General features: G+C 64.0%; 15 protein-coding genes. 5 read left to right on the plus strand and 10 right to left on the minus strand.

The genetic code is table 11. The features are described 5' to 3' along the window. Window positions 1–233: 233 nt before the first annotated feature. The 6 genes from ACFOMH_RS14215 to ACFOMH_RS14240 all read right to left on the minus strand — a co-directional run bounded on the left by ACFOMH_RS14215 (window position 234) and on the right by ACFOMH_RS14240 (window position 5,921). Window positions 234–845, minus strand: coding sequence for a DUF6134 family protein (locus ACFOMH_RS14215; RefSeq protein ID WP_377745243.1), 612 nt, complete (start codon window positions 843–845; stop codon window positions 234–236). A gap of 15 nt (window positions 846–860) precedes the next feature. After that, window positions 861–1,724 carry a TauD/TfdA family dioxygenase gene (locus ACFOMH_RS14220; RefSeq protein WP_377745246.1) on the minus strand — a complete coding sequence of 288 codons (864 nt, stop codon included), beginning with the start codon at window positions 1,722–1,724 and terminating at the stop codon, window positions 861–863. 16 nt (window positions 1,725–1,740) lie between these two features. Further along, window positions 1,741–2,526 carry an SDR family NAD(P)-dependent oxidoreductase gene (locus ACFOMH_RS14225; RefSeq protein WP_377745248.1) on the minus strand — a complete coding sequence of 262 codons (786 nt, stop codon included), beginning with the start codon at window positions 2,524–2,526 and terminating at the stop codon, window positions 1,741–1,743. Next, window positions 2,523–3,908 carry a class I adenylate-forming enzyme family protein gene (locus tag ACFOMH_RS14230; protein WP_377745250.1) on the minus strand — a complete coding sequence of 462 codons (1,386 nt, stop codon included), beginning with the start codon at window positions 3,906–3,908 and terminating at the stop codon, window positions 2,523–2,525. The genes ACFOMH_RS14225 and ACFOMH_RS14230 overlap by 4 nt, the downstream gene beginning before the upstream one ends. Beyond that, a complete protein-coding gene (locus ACFOMH_RS14235; protein ID WP_377745251.1) occupies window positions 3,905–4,495 on the minus strand; it encodes a thermostable hemolysin in 591 nt (196 codons plus the stop codon). Before ACFOMH_RS14235 ends, ACFOMH_RS14230 begins: the two co-directional genes overlap by 4 nt. Window positions 4,496–5,138: 643 nt before the next feature. Continuing rightward, window positions 5,139–5,921: a 3-hydroxybutyrate dehydrogenase gene (locus ACFOMH_RS14240; protein WP_374421761.1), complete on the minus strand. Its 783-nt coding sequence runs from the start codon at window positions 5,919–5,921 to the stop codon at window positions 5,139–5,141. A gap of 406 nt (window positions 5,922–6,327) precedes the next feature. On the opposite strand from ACFOMH_RS14240, the gene ACFOMH_RS14245 reads away from it, so the two are divergent. The 3 genes from ACFOMH_RS14245 to ACFOMH_RS14255 are packed head-to-tail and all read left to right on the plus strand — an operon-like array spanning window position 6,328 to window position 8,671. Continuing rightward, entirely contained in the window at window positions 6,328–8,184 is a 1,857-nt protein-coding gene (locus ACFOMH_RS14245) for an extracellular solute-binding protein (protein ID WP_377745253.1), read from the plus strand. Beyond that, on the plus strand, window positions 8,181–8,318 hold the full coding sequence (locus ACFOMH_RS14250; RefSeq protein WP_377745255.1) for a hypothetical protein: 138 nt from the start codon (window positions 8,181–8,183) through the stop codon (window positions 8,316–8,318). Before ACFOMH_RS14245 ends, ACFOMH_RS14250 begins: the two co-directional genes overlap by 4 nt. Next, window positions 8,318–8,671 (plus strand): hypothetical protein, encoded by a 354-nt coding sequence (locus ACFOMH_RS14255; RefSeq protein ID WP_374421758.1) that lies wholly within the window; start codon window positions 8,318–8,320, stop codon window positions 8,669–8,671. The genes ACFOMH_RS14250 and ACFOMH_RS14255 overlap by 1 nt, the downstream gene beginning before the upstream one ends. Window positions 8,672–8,781: 110 nt before the next feature. Here the strand turns inward: ACFOMH_RS14255 and xth are convergent, their stop codons facing one another. Then, window positions 8,782–9,567 (minus strand): exodeoxyribonuclease III, encoded by a 786-nt coding sequence (gene xth / locus ACFOMH_RS14260; protein WP_374421757.1) that lies wholly within the window; start codon window positions 9,565–9,567, stop codon window positions 8,782–8,784. A 55-nt stretch (window positions 9,568–9,622) separates the two neighbouring features. After that, window positions 9,623–9,958 (minus strand): HesB/IscA family protein, encoded by a 336-nt coding sequence (locus ACFOMH_RS14265; RefSeq protein ID WP_374421756.1) that lies wholly within the window; start codon window positions 9,956–9,958, stop codon window positions 9,623–9,625. Window positions 9,959–10,033: 75 nt separating this feature from the next. Here ACFOMH_RS14265 and ACFOMH_RS14270 point away from each other — a divergent pair, with 75 nt between their 5' ends. Then, window positions 10,034–11,170 carry a deoxyguanosinetriphosphate triphosphohydrolase gene (locus tag ACFOMH_RS14270; RefSeq protein WP_377745258.1) on the plus strand — a complete coding sequence of 379 codons (1,137 nt, stop codon included), beginning with the start codon at window positions 10,034–10,036 and terminating at the stop codon, window positions 11,168–11,170. A gap of 120 nt (window positions 11,171–11,290) precedes the next feature. Here ACFOMH_RS14270 and ACFOMH_RS14275 read toward each other — a convergent pair whose 3' ends face one another. Then, window positions 11,291–12,184 carry a DMT family transporter gene (locus ACFOMH_RS14275; protein ID WP_377745260.1) on the minus strand — a complete coding sequence of 298 codons (894 nt, stop codon included), beginning with the start codon at window positions 12,182–12,184 and terminating at the stop codon, window positions 11,291–11,293. Window positions 12,185–12,284: 100 nt separating this feature from the next. On the opposite strand from ACFOMH_RS14275, the gene ACFOMH_RS14280 reads away from it, so the two are divergent. Beyond that, window positions 12,285–12,707 carry an OsmC family protein gene (locus ACFOMH_RS14280; protein WP_377745262.1) on the plus strand — a complete coding sequence of 141 codons (423 nt, stop codon included), beginning with the start codon at window positions 12,285–12,287 and terminating at the stop codon, window positions 12,705–12,707. Between the two features lie 172 nt (window positions 12,708–12,879). On the opposite strand, the gene ACFOMH_RS14285 is transcribed toward ACFOMH_RS14280, so the two are convergent. After that, window positions 12,880–13,539 carry a hypothetical protein gene (locus ACFOMH_RS14285; protein ID WP_377745264.1) on the minus strand — a complete coding sequence of 220 codons (660 nt, stop codon included), beginning with the start codon at window positions 13,537–13,539 and terminating at the stop codon, window positions 12,880–12,882. Between the last annotated feature and the right edge of the window lie 122 nt (window positions 13,540–13,661).

A 13,661-nucleotide genomic window follows, 5' to 3' on the forward strand; every position in this document is an offset into this window, starting at 1 on the left:
TTGTTCTGACATTCCCCAACCGGCCTGCCGCTGGGGGTAAACTCGACCGAATCCATTCAACGAGCAAGCTTTTTTCCCGGTCAGGCGATCTTGGCCGGGGGCGGAAATGCCTGGGGTTGAGCGGATGGGATCGCGGACCGGCGCCACCCCGCCGTCGGGCCCCTCCTTCAAAGGGACGGCGGCATCGCCCGGACGCCCATGCCCCGGATGACGCCGCCGATCATCCGCGCGCCTCAGCGCAAGGCGTAATCGATCACCGAGCCGTCATCGGCCTTGAAGCGAACGTGAACCAGTTTGCCATCGGCATACCAAAGCTCGCGGTTCAGGCCGCCGCTGACCGCGTAATGCGCGGCCTTGACCGAACCCGAGCCGGTCGCGACGGATTCGGTGCCAAGCTTGCGCACCGAAATCGTGTCGGTGCCGCCATTGATCGTGTTCAGCACCTGCCGCGCGGCAAGAAGATCCGCCGACCACAGGCTGGCCGGGATCAGCGGCGTCGCGCCGACCGAAATGCTGTGCGGCGTGCCGTTATCGTCGGTTTTCGAACTCAGCGCCGCCAGCTTGCCGCCGCGCCATGTCTCGGTGCTTTGCTGACGGAAGGTATAGGCGCTGACACCGATCACCGGCACCTTCACCTTGACATCGGTGCGCAGATCGACGTCCAGATCGCCGCCCTTGCCCCGAAAGGTCACGGTATAATCGCCGATATCCTTGCCCTTGCGGATCACGTCGAACGTCAGCCGCCCCGAGGCGGGCACGCTGTCCGAGGGCGCGGCAAAGGCGGCAAACGAGGTCGTGACGGCGCCCAGAGCGACCAGCGCGGCGGTGATGAATTGGCGTTTCATATCGGGGTTCCTTTCTCAGATCTGGCCCATGCCAATGAAAAGATTGCGGTTCGCATCGGCGATGGCACGCCGGCCATGCATGACGCGGGTATTGTCCAGGACGGCGATATCGCCGTCCTGCCAATTGATTTCATGGGTGAATTCCTCGGCGATCTCGCGGATCTCCTCGATCTCGTCGGGGGTCACCGGCGCGCCATCGGCCAGCGTATAGCGCGGCGGCTGATAGTTGTGCGACGGGCCCAGCACCGCATTCGCAAACCCCCGCCGCGCGCCGCCAAAGACCGAGCCGCGCACCGGATCCAGCACCAGCCGATAGGTCAGCGAACCGTCATCATGCAGATCGAACCCCTGCCCCGGCACCGCCTGCTGGAATTGCAGCACATGCGCCATCGTCACCTCTTCGGGGCGCGAGATGGCGGGATGTTCATTGGCCAGATATCGCTTCCAGATCGCCTCGGGCAGGTCGCGTTCGACCGTCATCTTCTGTGACCAGCGGGCCTTGCGGGCGGCATCAAAGGCGTCCCAGACCGCCATCCCGTCGCAGATCGTGGTCTGCGACCCCTCGAATGCCGCGCGCTCGGCATAGAAACAGACGATATCGGGGCAGCGCGGCGTATTGCCGTTCTCGATATGCAGCCCGATCGGGCCAAGCCCCGCATCGACCATCTGGGTCTTGTCGGTGGCATTGTTGCGGGCCGGGTCAAAGGTCACCCGACGGCAAAGCGTGCTGACCAGATCGGCGAACCCGCCCAGATCGGGCTGAAAACCCCGCAACAGGGTCCAGCCATCGCGAGCCAGATCCTCGCGGATGCGGATCCGCAGGCCGTCATCTTTCAGGCCAGCGACGAAATCGCGCTGACGCAGGATATTGTAATGCATAGAAAAACTCCGCTTCTCAGGATCGGGGCGCGCGCGCGGCGGCAATGACGGCCGGGTCGCGGGCAAGCTTGATCAGGTTCTTGTCGATCAGCCGGGGCGCCACGCGTTGCAGCGCGACGAAAAGGCGTTCACGGCTTGGGGGAAACTGTTCGCGCTTGCGCGCGGCAATGGCGCGCCAGGCGTGACGGGCGACGGCCTCGGGCGTGTCCAAAGCCATCGCCATCGGTCCGATCAGCGCATGAAAGCCATCGGTGGCCCCGGTTCGGGCCGCGCGCGGGGCGATATAGGTGACGGCGATCCCCTGCGGCGCCAATTCGCGGCGCAGCGCGTCCGAATAGCCCCGCAGCGCGAATTTCGTGGCCGAATAAAGCGCAAAGAACGGAAAGCCGATATCGCCAAAGACCGAGCCCATATTGACCACCTGCCCCCGCGCGGCGGCGAGATGGGGCAAGAGATCGCGCGTCAACGCCACGGGCGCCGCGACATTCAGCGCAAGGGCCGCTGCGATCTGGTCGTCGCCCGTCTGCGCGACCGGCCCCGACGGGACCATGCCGGCATTGTTGATCAGGATATCCAGCCCGGTTTCGGCCACGGCCGCGACGACGGCGGCGCGGCCGGCGGGGCTGGTCAGGTCGGCCGGGACGATCACGGGCGCTCGGGTCATCATGTCGGCGGTCGCCTGCAACGCCTCGATGCGCCGACCGACCAGAATGCTGCGATGGCCCAGCCGGTCGGCCTCGATAGCAAGGGCCGCGCCGATGCCCGATCCGGCGCCGGTGATAAGGGTGATCTTGGCGCTCATGCGACGGCCTCCCCGTGTTCGGGATAAGAAAGCGCGATCCATGAGGGCGCGGCGGCGGCGGCCAATGCTGCCGCGACCCGGCGATCGGCGGTTCCCGATCCACGGATCAGCCCCGGCGCACGCGGATCGACAATGGCCAGATGATCGGGCCGCGCATATGCGGGCAAGGCCGCAAGCCGCGCGCTCAGCCCGACCATATCGGGCGCGGCCAGCGCCGCCGCGACAAGGATCAGCTGATCCGCCGGGGTCTGGACCAACGCGGCGGCCGGGATCGCCGGATCGGCCAGGGCCTCGGCCTCGACCCATTCGGGCGCGATATTGCGTCCCGATTGCCGCAGGATCATCGCATCGCGACGCCCCAGCACCTCTATGCGGCCATCCCTCATCCGGCCCAGATCCCCGGTCCGCCACGGCCCCACCTGATCGTTCCGGTGCAGATAGGCCTGCATGACGGTCGGCCCGTCCACGACGATTTCGCCGTCCTCGATCCACAGATCGACACCGTCCAGAACCTGCATGGCCGAACCCGCCGAGGCCCCGGCCGGCGTAAGCGCGACCACGGAACATGCCTCGGAAAGGCCATATCCTTCGGCGACCGGCAGGCCGAGGGCACGGGCCTCGGCCAAAAGCGCGGGCGCGACCGGCGCCCCGCCCACCGCGACATAACGCAGGCTCTTGGGCAGGGGCGCGCCCCGCCGCAGTTCCGCCACCCAAAGCGTCAGCTGCCGGGGCGCCAGAACGGTGACCGTCGCCTCTGAACGGGCGGCGGCCAGGGCAAGGCCACGCCCATCGCCGGTAAACAGGCTTGCCGCGCCCTCGCGGCTGATGATCGTGGGTGCGCCGGCAAGGACCGGCAGGAAAAGACCGCAGACCTGTTCCAGCAGCTGCGCCTGGGGCAGGACCGACAGATAGCGGTCGCCCGGATGCGGACGCAACGCCGCCATCAGCCCGGCGAGCGAGGCCGCGATCTGGCGGTCGCCCAGAACGACCCCCTTGGGCCGCCCGGTCGTGCCCGAAGTATAGATCACCCGGCTCGCGCCCCCGGCATAATCCAGAGCCATCGGCCGATCCCCCGCGGGCAGCGTGGTGATCAGCCGCGCCCCGGCATCCTCGATCAGATGCGCGATCTGGCCATCCGAAAAGAAACCCGGCACCGGCACGACACGGCGCCCCGCAAGGCACGCGCCCAGATCGGCGATCGCATAATCGATCCCCGAAAGCCGCAGGCCGACGGTCGGGGGACCGGCGGCAAAGCCGGCGGACGCCCGCGCCACCGAAGCGGCCAGTTCGGACCAGGTGATGGACCGCTCTCCCTCACGGATGGCGGTCGCATCGGGTCGGGTCTGCGCATGGGCCCGCAACGCGTCGAAAACCGCCCTCATTTCAGGCGCGCCCCGGCGGGAACGCTGCCCCGCGCTGGCAGCACCCGCAGCCGCGCGCTTGTCGGCGCCTCATGCACCGCACAGACCCAGGGCGCGCTGTCGTAATAGCGCCCCCATGCCGCCGCATCGGCCAGACGTTCCCGCCGCGCCGGGCATAGCAGCATCAACGGCACGCCCGCATGCCGCAACAGCCCGATCAGCGGACCGGTCGCGGTGAACAAGCCCCAGCTCCGCCCCTGACGCCTGCCCTCGTCGGTGATCGCCCGGATCAGCGGCAGGGTCGCAAGCGGCCTTGGACAGGCCATGGACACGACTTCGACAATCTCATCGTCATGGACGACCCGGCCACTGCGATCCGACAGCTCGGCCGCGATGGGCCGGTCGAGATAGGTCTGCGAAAAGAACCCTTCGGCCCCAAGCCGAAGCCCCGCCGCGCCCAGAATGGCGCCGCTGCGCGACATGGCCACGGCCAGGGTGATCGCCGGCACGGTCATGGCCGCACCATGGGTCCGGGCGAAATGGCTCTCGATCAGCGACGCGGCCGCCTGCCAGCCGGCATCGCGCCAGGTCAGGAATTCCACCTGCATTTCACTCTGCTCCTTGCCTTCGTTGAAAGCCAGAAACGACGGCAAGCTTGCGGCTCTCTTACGAAAGCGGATGCCCCCTTCACGAGAACGTGAGGCGATGCAGAAGATACCCCATCCCGGCGGTGGTCGGATGGTGCCGTTGACTGGGATTTGCGGCGGGCCGCCTTGCCTTGGGGATTGGCGGAACGGTGGACCGGTGGCCAAAACGGATCATGTTAAGGTGGCCCGCATCGCGGGCAGGCTATCGCCGCCCGAAATCCCTTCGCGCGGGCCGGCTGTATCGCCCGGTTCCCAGCAATCTGCATGGCCGCCCGGGCGCAATAGTCGCCAGATGAGGCAGGCGCCAGAAATTCGGCCATATGTGATCTTGGGACCGGCGAAACGACGTGACGGCGGCTCGGCACGCGAACCTGCGCGACCGGCGGCCTTTGACGCAGACCCACCGGCAAAGCCGGCGAAATCTGCGGCACATCACGGCGCGGATGTCGCCGCCAGATTTTCGCCCGGGTACGGTTTTACTTGTCTGCGCCCATATCCGGCAAAAGCCGATGCGGGATCAGACCCACCCCGTCCCGGAAAAGCCGGTGACCCGAAACGATGACATCATCGCCGTCATGGGCCACCGCCTCGCCCGAAACCCGGATCAGAGCGCGGTCCAGCCGCCATCGACGGAAATCGTGGTGCCGGTGATCTGATCCGCCGCCGCCGAGCACAGGAACACCGCCGTGCCGCCCATCTGTTCGACGGTCGCGAATTCGCCCGAGGGTTGCCGTTCCAACATCACCTTGGCGATCACGTCCTCGCGGCTCATGTTATGGGTCTTCATCTGATCGGGGATCTGTTTTTCGACGATGGGCGTCAGCACATAGCCGGGGCAGATCGCGTTGCAGGTGATCGCCTCGCGCGCGGTTTCCAGCGCCGTGACCTTGGTCAGGCCGACCACGCCATGCTTGGCCGCGACATAGGCCGCCTTGAAGGGACTTGCCGTCAGGCCGTGGGCCGAGGCGATGTTGATGATCCGCCCCCAGCCCGCCTTGCGCATCATCGGCAGCGCCACCGCCGAGGTGTGAAAGGCCGAGCTAAGGTTGATGGCGATGATCGCGTCCCATTTTTCGACCGGGAAATCGGGGATCGGCGCGACATGCTGAATGCCGGCATTGTTCACCAGAATATCGCAGGCGCCGGCCTTTTCGATCAGGGCACGGCATTCATCGCCCTTGGACATATCGGCCTGAATATAGCGGACCTTCACGCCATGCGTGCGGGCAAGGCTTTCGGCCAGGGCGTGATCCTCGGCCGTGTCGGTGAAGCTGTTGATCACCAGATCGGCCCCGGCGCGCGCCAGTTCATGCGCGACCCCCAGACCGATCCCGGAATTCGACCCGGTCACCACCGCCGTCTTGCCGCCCAGAAATTTCTCGAACATCTCTGCCTCCCGCAATGGGTTTGCTGTTTTCGGGTGCAGCATGGGCAAAAAGCCCCGGCGCCACAAGGGCACCCCCGGCCCCGCCGGGACAGGCCACGCGGGCATGGGCGCGCGCTGCGGCATCGCAGCCAAACATTTTTTCGTGATCGATTCTCGGCGCCGGGACTTGCGCGCCATGGTTGCGGCGCGACCTCCAAGATCCTGCATCCGCCCAATAAAAAAGCGCCCGCACGAGGCGGGCGCAAGTCATGAGGCAGGTTTCATACAGGCAAGAAACCTATCGAGCAGTGCCTTATCTATACGCTTTTCCCCCCATGAGTCCAAGGCGTAAGTTTGCCTCGTGGTGAACAGACGGCTAATCTGACAACCAACAAGATCAGTGACCCGAAAAACAGGGCAATCGAGCATGCGATTCTACAGATTTGCTAACGAATCCGCGATCTGGCGGCAACTCGCGTTATGCGTGTGTGTTGCATCCATGCCGCTGGCAAGCCTTGCCGAGCCCATGCATGCCATTGCAATGTATGGAGAACCTGCGCTGAAGCCGGGTTTTTCGCATCTGCCCTATGTCAATCCCGAGGCCCCGAAAGGCGGCACGATTCGTCTGGCCGAGACGGGCACATTCGATTCGCTCAACCCCTGGATCCTGATGGGCAATCCGGTCTGGCCGATCTTTACCCAGCCGGGCTTTGTGACCGAAACGCTGATGACGCGCTCGATCGACGAGCCGTTCACGCTTTACGGGCTTCTGGCCGAAAGCGTCGAGACCGATCCCGAGCGCAGCTGGGTCGAGTTCACGCTGCGCCCCGAGGCGCGGTTTTCGGACGGCACACCCGTCACCATCGAGGACGTGATGTGGTCCTATGAGACGCTGGGGACCAAGGGGCATCCGCGCTATGGCGCGGTCTGGGCCAAGGTCGAGCGGATGGAACAGACCGGCCCGCGTTCGGTCCGGTTCACCTTCAACACCGCCGACCGTGAACTGGCGCTGTTGATGGGCATGCGGCCGATCCTGAAAAAGGCGCAATGGGAGGGGCGGGATTTCAGCCAGTCCAGCCTGATGGCGCCGATCGGATCGGGCCCCTATGTCATCGACCGTGTCGATCCCGGCCGCCAGATCGTGTTCCGCCGCAATCCCGATTACTGGGGCCGCGACCTGCCGGTGAACCGGGGCATGGGGAATTTCGACGAAATCCGCTATGATTATTTCGGCGATGCCTCGGCCATGTTCGAGGCCTTCAAGGCCGGCGAGATCGACGTCTGGCGCGAGCTGGTCGCCGCCCGATGGGACCGCGATTTCGACTTTCCCGCGATCCGTGATGGCCGGGTGGTGAAATCCGAAATCGCGCATCAGCGGCCCTCGGGGATCATGGGATTGGTGATGAACACCCGCAATCCGCTTTTCGCCGACTGGCGGGTGCGGCAGGCGATGATCGAGGCCTTCAATTATCAGTTCATCAATATGACGCTGTCGGGCGGCAAGGATCCGCGCATCACCAGCTATTTCTCGAATTCGGACCTGGCGATGCAGCCCGGCGCCGCCACGGGGCGCGAGGCCGAGCTGTTGGCGCCCTTTGCCGGCCAGCTGCCGCCCGGCACGCTCGAGGGCTATACCCTGCCGCCGGGCGGCGCGCGCGCCATCGACCGCGACGGCATCCGCGCGGCGCTTGCGCATCTGCGCGAGGCGGGCTGGACGGTGCAGAACGGCGAGCTGCGCAATGGTCAGGGCGAGCCCTTTGTTTTCGAGATCCTGCTGAACCAGTCCGGCAGCGCCATGCGCAGCAGCGCCGAAACCCGGCAGATCGTGAATATCTTTGTGGAATCGCTGCGCAATCTGGGCATTCAGCCGCGCGTGACGGTGCTCGACGCCGCGCAATATGTCGAGCGCACCAACAATTACCAGTTCGACATGACCTGGTATGAGCGCGGCCTGTCCTTGTCGCCCGGCAATGAACAGCTGCTTTATTGGGGTCATGAGGGGGTCACCCGCACCGGCACCAAGAACTGGATGGGCATGAACGCGCCCGCCGCCGAAGCGATGATCGCCGAGATGGGCCATGCCCGCAGCGAAGAGGATTATCGGGCCTCGGTCAGGGCGCTGGACCGGATCCTGACCGCAGGACGCTACGTCATCCCGGTCAGCTATTCGCGGATTTCCCGCTTGGCCCATGGGTCCAGTCTGGATTATCCTGAAAAGACGCCGCTTTACGGTGACTGGCCCGGATTCATGCCGGAAACCTGGTGGCAGGAGGGAAGTGAATGAGATTGAGCAGAATCGCAATTTTCATGGCGCTGCTGGCGCTGGCCGCATGCAACACCGTCGCGGGGGTGGGTGAGGATATCACCGCCTCGTCGCGCATGGTTCAGGGCGGGCTTGGAGGATCAGGAGGCTATTGATGAAATGGGTTCATGTCCGTGAGAACTGGCCCGCATTTTACGAGGCCATCGTCGAGAAATGGCCTGAGGCGGACGAGGCCGAGCTGGAAGAGATCGACGGCGATCAGCGCGCCTTCATCGCCTATATCGCCGAGGTTTCCGGTCAGGAGATCGACGAGACCCGTGACGAGATTCGCGAATGGCTGGCCGGAGAGATTCCCGCGGATATCGTCATGGACCCGATCCACGACAATCATTCCATCGCGCTGTCGTCGAAATATGTCGGCGAGGGCGAGGACGAATATGACGATGACGCGCGTTTCGGCGATGATGACGAAATTCGCGGCGATGGCGATCTGAACGATCCGGACTGACCCCGTGGCGAGGGGTATCGGGGGCGCTGCCCCCATCCCTGCGGGATTCCCCCGGGATATTTCGACATGAAAGACAAGGGGGCGGGCCGTGAAGGCGCGCCCCTGCCCGTTCAGGCGTCGAGGTCGATCCAGACCGGGACGTGATCGCTTGGCTTGTCCTTGGCGCGTTCGTCGCGGTCGATGCCGAGATCGATCAGCAGATCGGCGGCCTGGGGCGACAACAATGCGTGGTCGATGCGGATGCCGTTATCCTTTTGCCAGGCGCCGGCCTGATAGTCCCAGAAGGTGAAGGGGCCGCGCGCGCCGTTCGGATCGCGCAGGCGCACGGCATCCGTCCAGCCGTCGAAGACGATGCGGCGCAGCGCGGCGCGGCTTTCGGGTTGAAAGAGCGCGTCCTCGGTCCAGCGGTCGGGATGCGCGGCATCGCGGGGTTCGGGGATGACATTGTAATCGCCCAGCATGACCGTCGGCATCTCATCGGCGAGAAAGTCGCGGGCGCGAGCGTGCAGGCGTTTCATCCATGCCAGCTTGTAGTCGAATTTCGGACCCGGCTGGGGATTGCCATTGGGCAGATAGAGCCCGGCCACGCGGATGCTGCGCCGGCCGGTCACCGTTGCCTCGATCCAGCGGGCCTGTTCGTCGCTATCGTCGCCCGGCAGGCCACGGCGCAGGTCCTCGAGCGGCAGTTTCGAGAGGATGGCGACGCCGTTGAAGCCTTTCTGGCCGTGGGTTTCGATATTGTAGCCCAGATCCCCGATCGGCTCGGCCGGGAAGCTTTCATCCTGGGTCTTGATTTCTTGCAGCACGACGACATCGGGCTGGGCCTCGGCCAGCCAGCCGGTCAGGGTGTCGATCCGGGCGCGGATGCCGTTGATATTGAAGGTCGCAATTTTCATACGCCCGAGACTAGCCGCGCCCGAGGCCGGATGCCAGAGCGGAAGCGCGTGCGGATCAGACCGAGAAGGAGGTTCCGCAGCCGCAGGACGAGCTGGCATTGGGATTGTCGATGGTGAAGCGCGCGCCGATCAGCTCATCGGAAAAGTCGATGGTGGCGCCGGCCAGAAAGGGCAGCGAGACCGGATCGACCACGACGCTTTGGCCGCCGCCTTGCAGGATCAGGTCATCCTTGGCCGGATCGTCCAGGCGGATGTCGTATTGAAAACCAGAGCAGCCGCCGCCCGCGACGGCCACGCGCAGCGGGCGCGCCGGGCCGCCGGCATTGATTTCGGCCAGCCGGGCAAAGGCGCGCTCGGTCACCTTGGGGGGCAGGTTCAAATCCAGGCTCATGGGGCTTTCCACTTTTCGTTCCCGAATGTGGAATATAGGGTTCGCCCGAGACAGCCGCAAGGAATGCAAGAGCAAATGACAGCCGCCTATGCCTGCCACCCCGAGGACAGCCGTGGCCGGCTTTGGCCGGAACGCATGTCGACCTTTCGCAGCCCCTGGCAGCGGGATCGCGACCGCATCATCCACGCATCGGCGTTTCGGCGGCTCAAGCACAAGACCCAGGTCTTTGTCGAGCATGAGGGCGATTATTACCGCACCCGCCTGACCCATACGATCGAGGTGGCGCAGGTCGCGCGCACCATTGCCGGCGTGCTGGGGCTGAACGCCGATCTGGCCGAGACGGTGGCGCTGGCGCATGATCTGGGGCATCCGCCCTTTGGCCATACCGGCGAGGACGCGCTGGCGGCACTGATGGCGCCCTATGGCGGTTTTGACCACAATGCGCAGGCCCTGCGCATCGTCACCCGGCTTGAACGGCACTATGCCGATTTCGACGGGCTGAACCTGACATGGGAAAGCCTTGAGGGGATCGCCAAGCATAATGGTCCGATTGTCGGCCTCCTGCCCTATGCGCTGGCCGAGGTGAACCGGCAGTGGGATCTTGAGCTTTCGACCAATGCCAGCGCCGAGGCACAGGTCGCGGCCGTCGCCGATGATGTGGCCTATAACCATCACGACCTGCATGACGGCTTGCGCGCGGGGCTGTTTTCCGAGGCGGATCTGGCCGGATTGCCGGTGGTCGGCGAGGCATTTGCCGAGGTCGACAGGCTGCATCCCGGTCTTGATCCGATGCGGCGCCGGCACGAGGCGCTGCGCCGGGTCTTTGGCGTCATGGTCGAGGACGTGATCGCGGTGGCGCAGAACCGCTTGGCAAGCTTGCAGCCGCAATCGGCGCAGGACATCCGCGACATGGACGGGCCGATCATCCGGTTTTCCAAACCGCTTTATCAGAACCTCAAGGCGATCAAGCTGTTTCTGTTTCAGCGCATGTACCGCGCGCCCTCGGTCGTGGTCGAGCGCAGGCGGGTGACCGAGATGCTGAACGGGTTGTTCCCGCTGTTTCTGAACGATCCGTCGAAGATGCCGGAAAACTGGTTCCTTGCCGCCGGAGAGGCGGGGGATGAGACCGGGCACGCGCGGGTGGTGCTGGATTATGTCGCCGGCATGACCGACCGTTTCGCCATTCAGGAGGCCGAGCGGCTGCTGGGCTGAGGCCCGGGATCCGCGTAGCGACGCGGGGGCTGCCTGCCCCCGCCGGCAGGCGATCCGCCGGATCGCCCGCCTGCCCCCGGGGATATTTGCATGAGGAGAAAGGCGTGCGGACCCGCAGGTCTAGCGCAGAAAGATCAGCGCCATACCCGCGACGGCGATCACCGCCCCGGCCCATGAGGTGGCCGAGGGCCGCGCGCCCGTCACCAGCCAGAGCACCGGCAGGATCAGCACTGGCGACAGCGCCGAAAGCGTCGAGACGATGCCCACCTTGCCGCCTTGCAGCGCGAACATCAAAAGCGTCATGCCGATGACCATGGCGATCAGCCCCGAAAGCGCGCTCAGCGCCACGATGCGCGGGCTGAGCCGCGAGAGCGGTTTGAGCACCCGGATCGGCAGCGCCATCAGGATCGTGAGACAGGCCACCGCCACCGCGACCCGGATCAGCGAGGCGGCATAGGGGTCAAAGCCCTGGGCCATGACCGGTCGCGCGATCAATGAGCCAAGCGCCTGTCCGGTCGCCGCAAGCAAGCCATAGACCGAGGCGATCCAGACCGGGCCCTCTATCGCCTCGAAGCGGTGGACGCCCGAGCGGCCGGCGCGGCCCAGCACCGCCATGGCGACGCCCATGGTCGAGAGCGCCACCCCGAGCACCGCCAGCGGCGACAGGCTTTCGCCCAGAAACAGCCAGCCCATGACCGCCGCAATCGGCGCGTTCAGCGCGAAAAGCGCCCCCGCACGACGCGGACCCAGCCGGATCAGCGCCACATAAAGCAGCGTATCGCCCAGAAAGATGCCGATGACGCCGGAAAGCGCCAACCGCGCCAGATCCTCGCCATGGATGCCGTGCCAGCGCCCGGTGGCAAGGACGATCCCGGCCAGCATCGCCGCGACCATCCCCTGTCGCAAGCGATTGAAGCCAAAGGGCCCCAGCGCCTGCGCCGCCGGTTGTGACAGGATGCCGGTGACCGCCCAGCAGATGGCCGCGCCAAGCGCGGCCAGTTCATAGACCGGCATTCCCTTCCCCTGTCGTTTTGCGATTTGGATAGGCCCGCGCGTGAACCGGCACAAGGGGATCGGCGTTGAGCCGTGATTTCACCCCAGAAGGAGACAGACCATGATCGTCAATTCCGGTTCGGCCAGATGGGAAGGCGGGCTCAAGGATGGCAAGGGCACCGTTTCGACCAAGTCGGGGGTGCTCTCGGACCAGCCCTATGGCTTCAAGACCCGTTTCGAGGGCGCGCCCGGCACCAATCCCGAAGAGCTGATCGGCGCGGCCCATGCCGCCTGTTTCAGCATGGCATTGTCAAATATCCTTGCCGGCGTGGGCGTGACCGATGTCGTGATCGAAACCACGTCGAAGATCGGTCTGGATCAGGAGGATGGCGGTTTCACCATCAAGACCGCGCATCTGACCACCAGGGTTTCGGCCAAGGGCGACCGCGCGGTCATCGAGGACGCGGCGCGCAAGGCCGAAAAGGGCTGTCCGGTCAGCAAGGTGCTGAATGCAGAGGTTACGCTGGATGTGACGGTGGTTTAGGGCCGGTAGGTCATGCGGCCCGGTTTGGCGTAAGGATGCATGGACATGAGAGGTATGCTTTGCAGGTTAATCGGAGTTTACAACATGGCTTGATACGCTTCCTTGACGGACATGCGCAGGAGATTCACCCATCCAGAATACCAGTGCAAGTTCTCTGTAATAACCTCGATAATTACTCTATAGGGCTTAACGCTGGAAATGCTCTAATCCACCCGTCGCTGTCAACGATAACGCCGGCGGCAGCTAGTTCTGCAACGAGCTTTCGGTTTTGTCTGATTTCCTTGTCTGCTTGGTACTCTTTCTCCCAGCACGATCTATCCTCGAGGCACATTGTGAGGCGCACAATGTAGTTCTTAATAGCCGAGGCCGAGTAGTGAACACTCGCAAGGTATCCGTTTGAGATTTTCACCGCCTCAGGAGCCCAAGTGTTTTTTTGGCCTTGCACATAACGATCAAACCTCCATGTAATCCTATCTTCTGTAGATTCTGAAAAGAATATCGACCCATGAGCAATGATAGATCTAACTTCGTAGATTTCGTCTAACTGGTATTGCAACCACAAGAGGTTGAGCTCTCCGGTCGCAAAAAATGGGATTCTACGCAGCTTGCTAACATTAAACACAGCATCAATCAAAAAATCCGTTTTCTCCCTGAAGTGTCGTGGAAACTTTTTTGAGAGCCCAATAGACAAATCACGGTCGGTCTTGTGCATCGCAAACACAAACTCATCGTGAGCAAATTCAAGATTCGACAAAGAGACCATCGCTTTTCCAAGCGCACCGTATTCTACAGAATTCTCAATAAAAATTGTTGGATCAGGATGATAGAGCAAAAGCAGCCCTCCGAGCAGTTAGGTAATCCCACATTCTCCAAGTAAGTCGCTGATTTCGCTGTCGTAATCGTGATATTTCGCATATAAATCATGGCGTTGACGGCTGCGAGGGGCGCGTTTCA

It is taken from the genome of Paracoccus mangrovi (assembly GCF_042648425.1).
Lineage (GTDB): Bacteria > Pseudomonadota > Alphaproteobacteria > Rhodobacterales > Rhodobacteraceae > Paracoccus > Paracoccus mangrovi.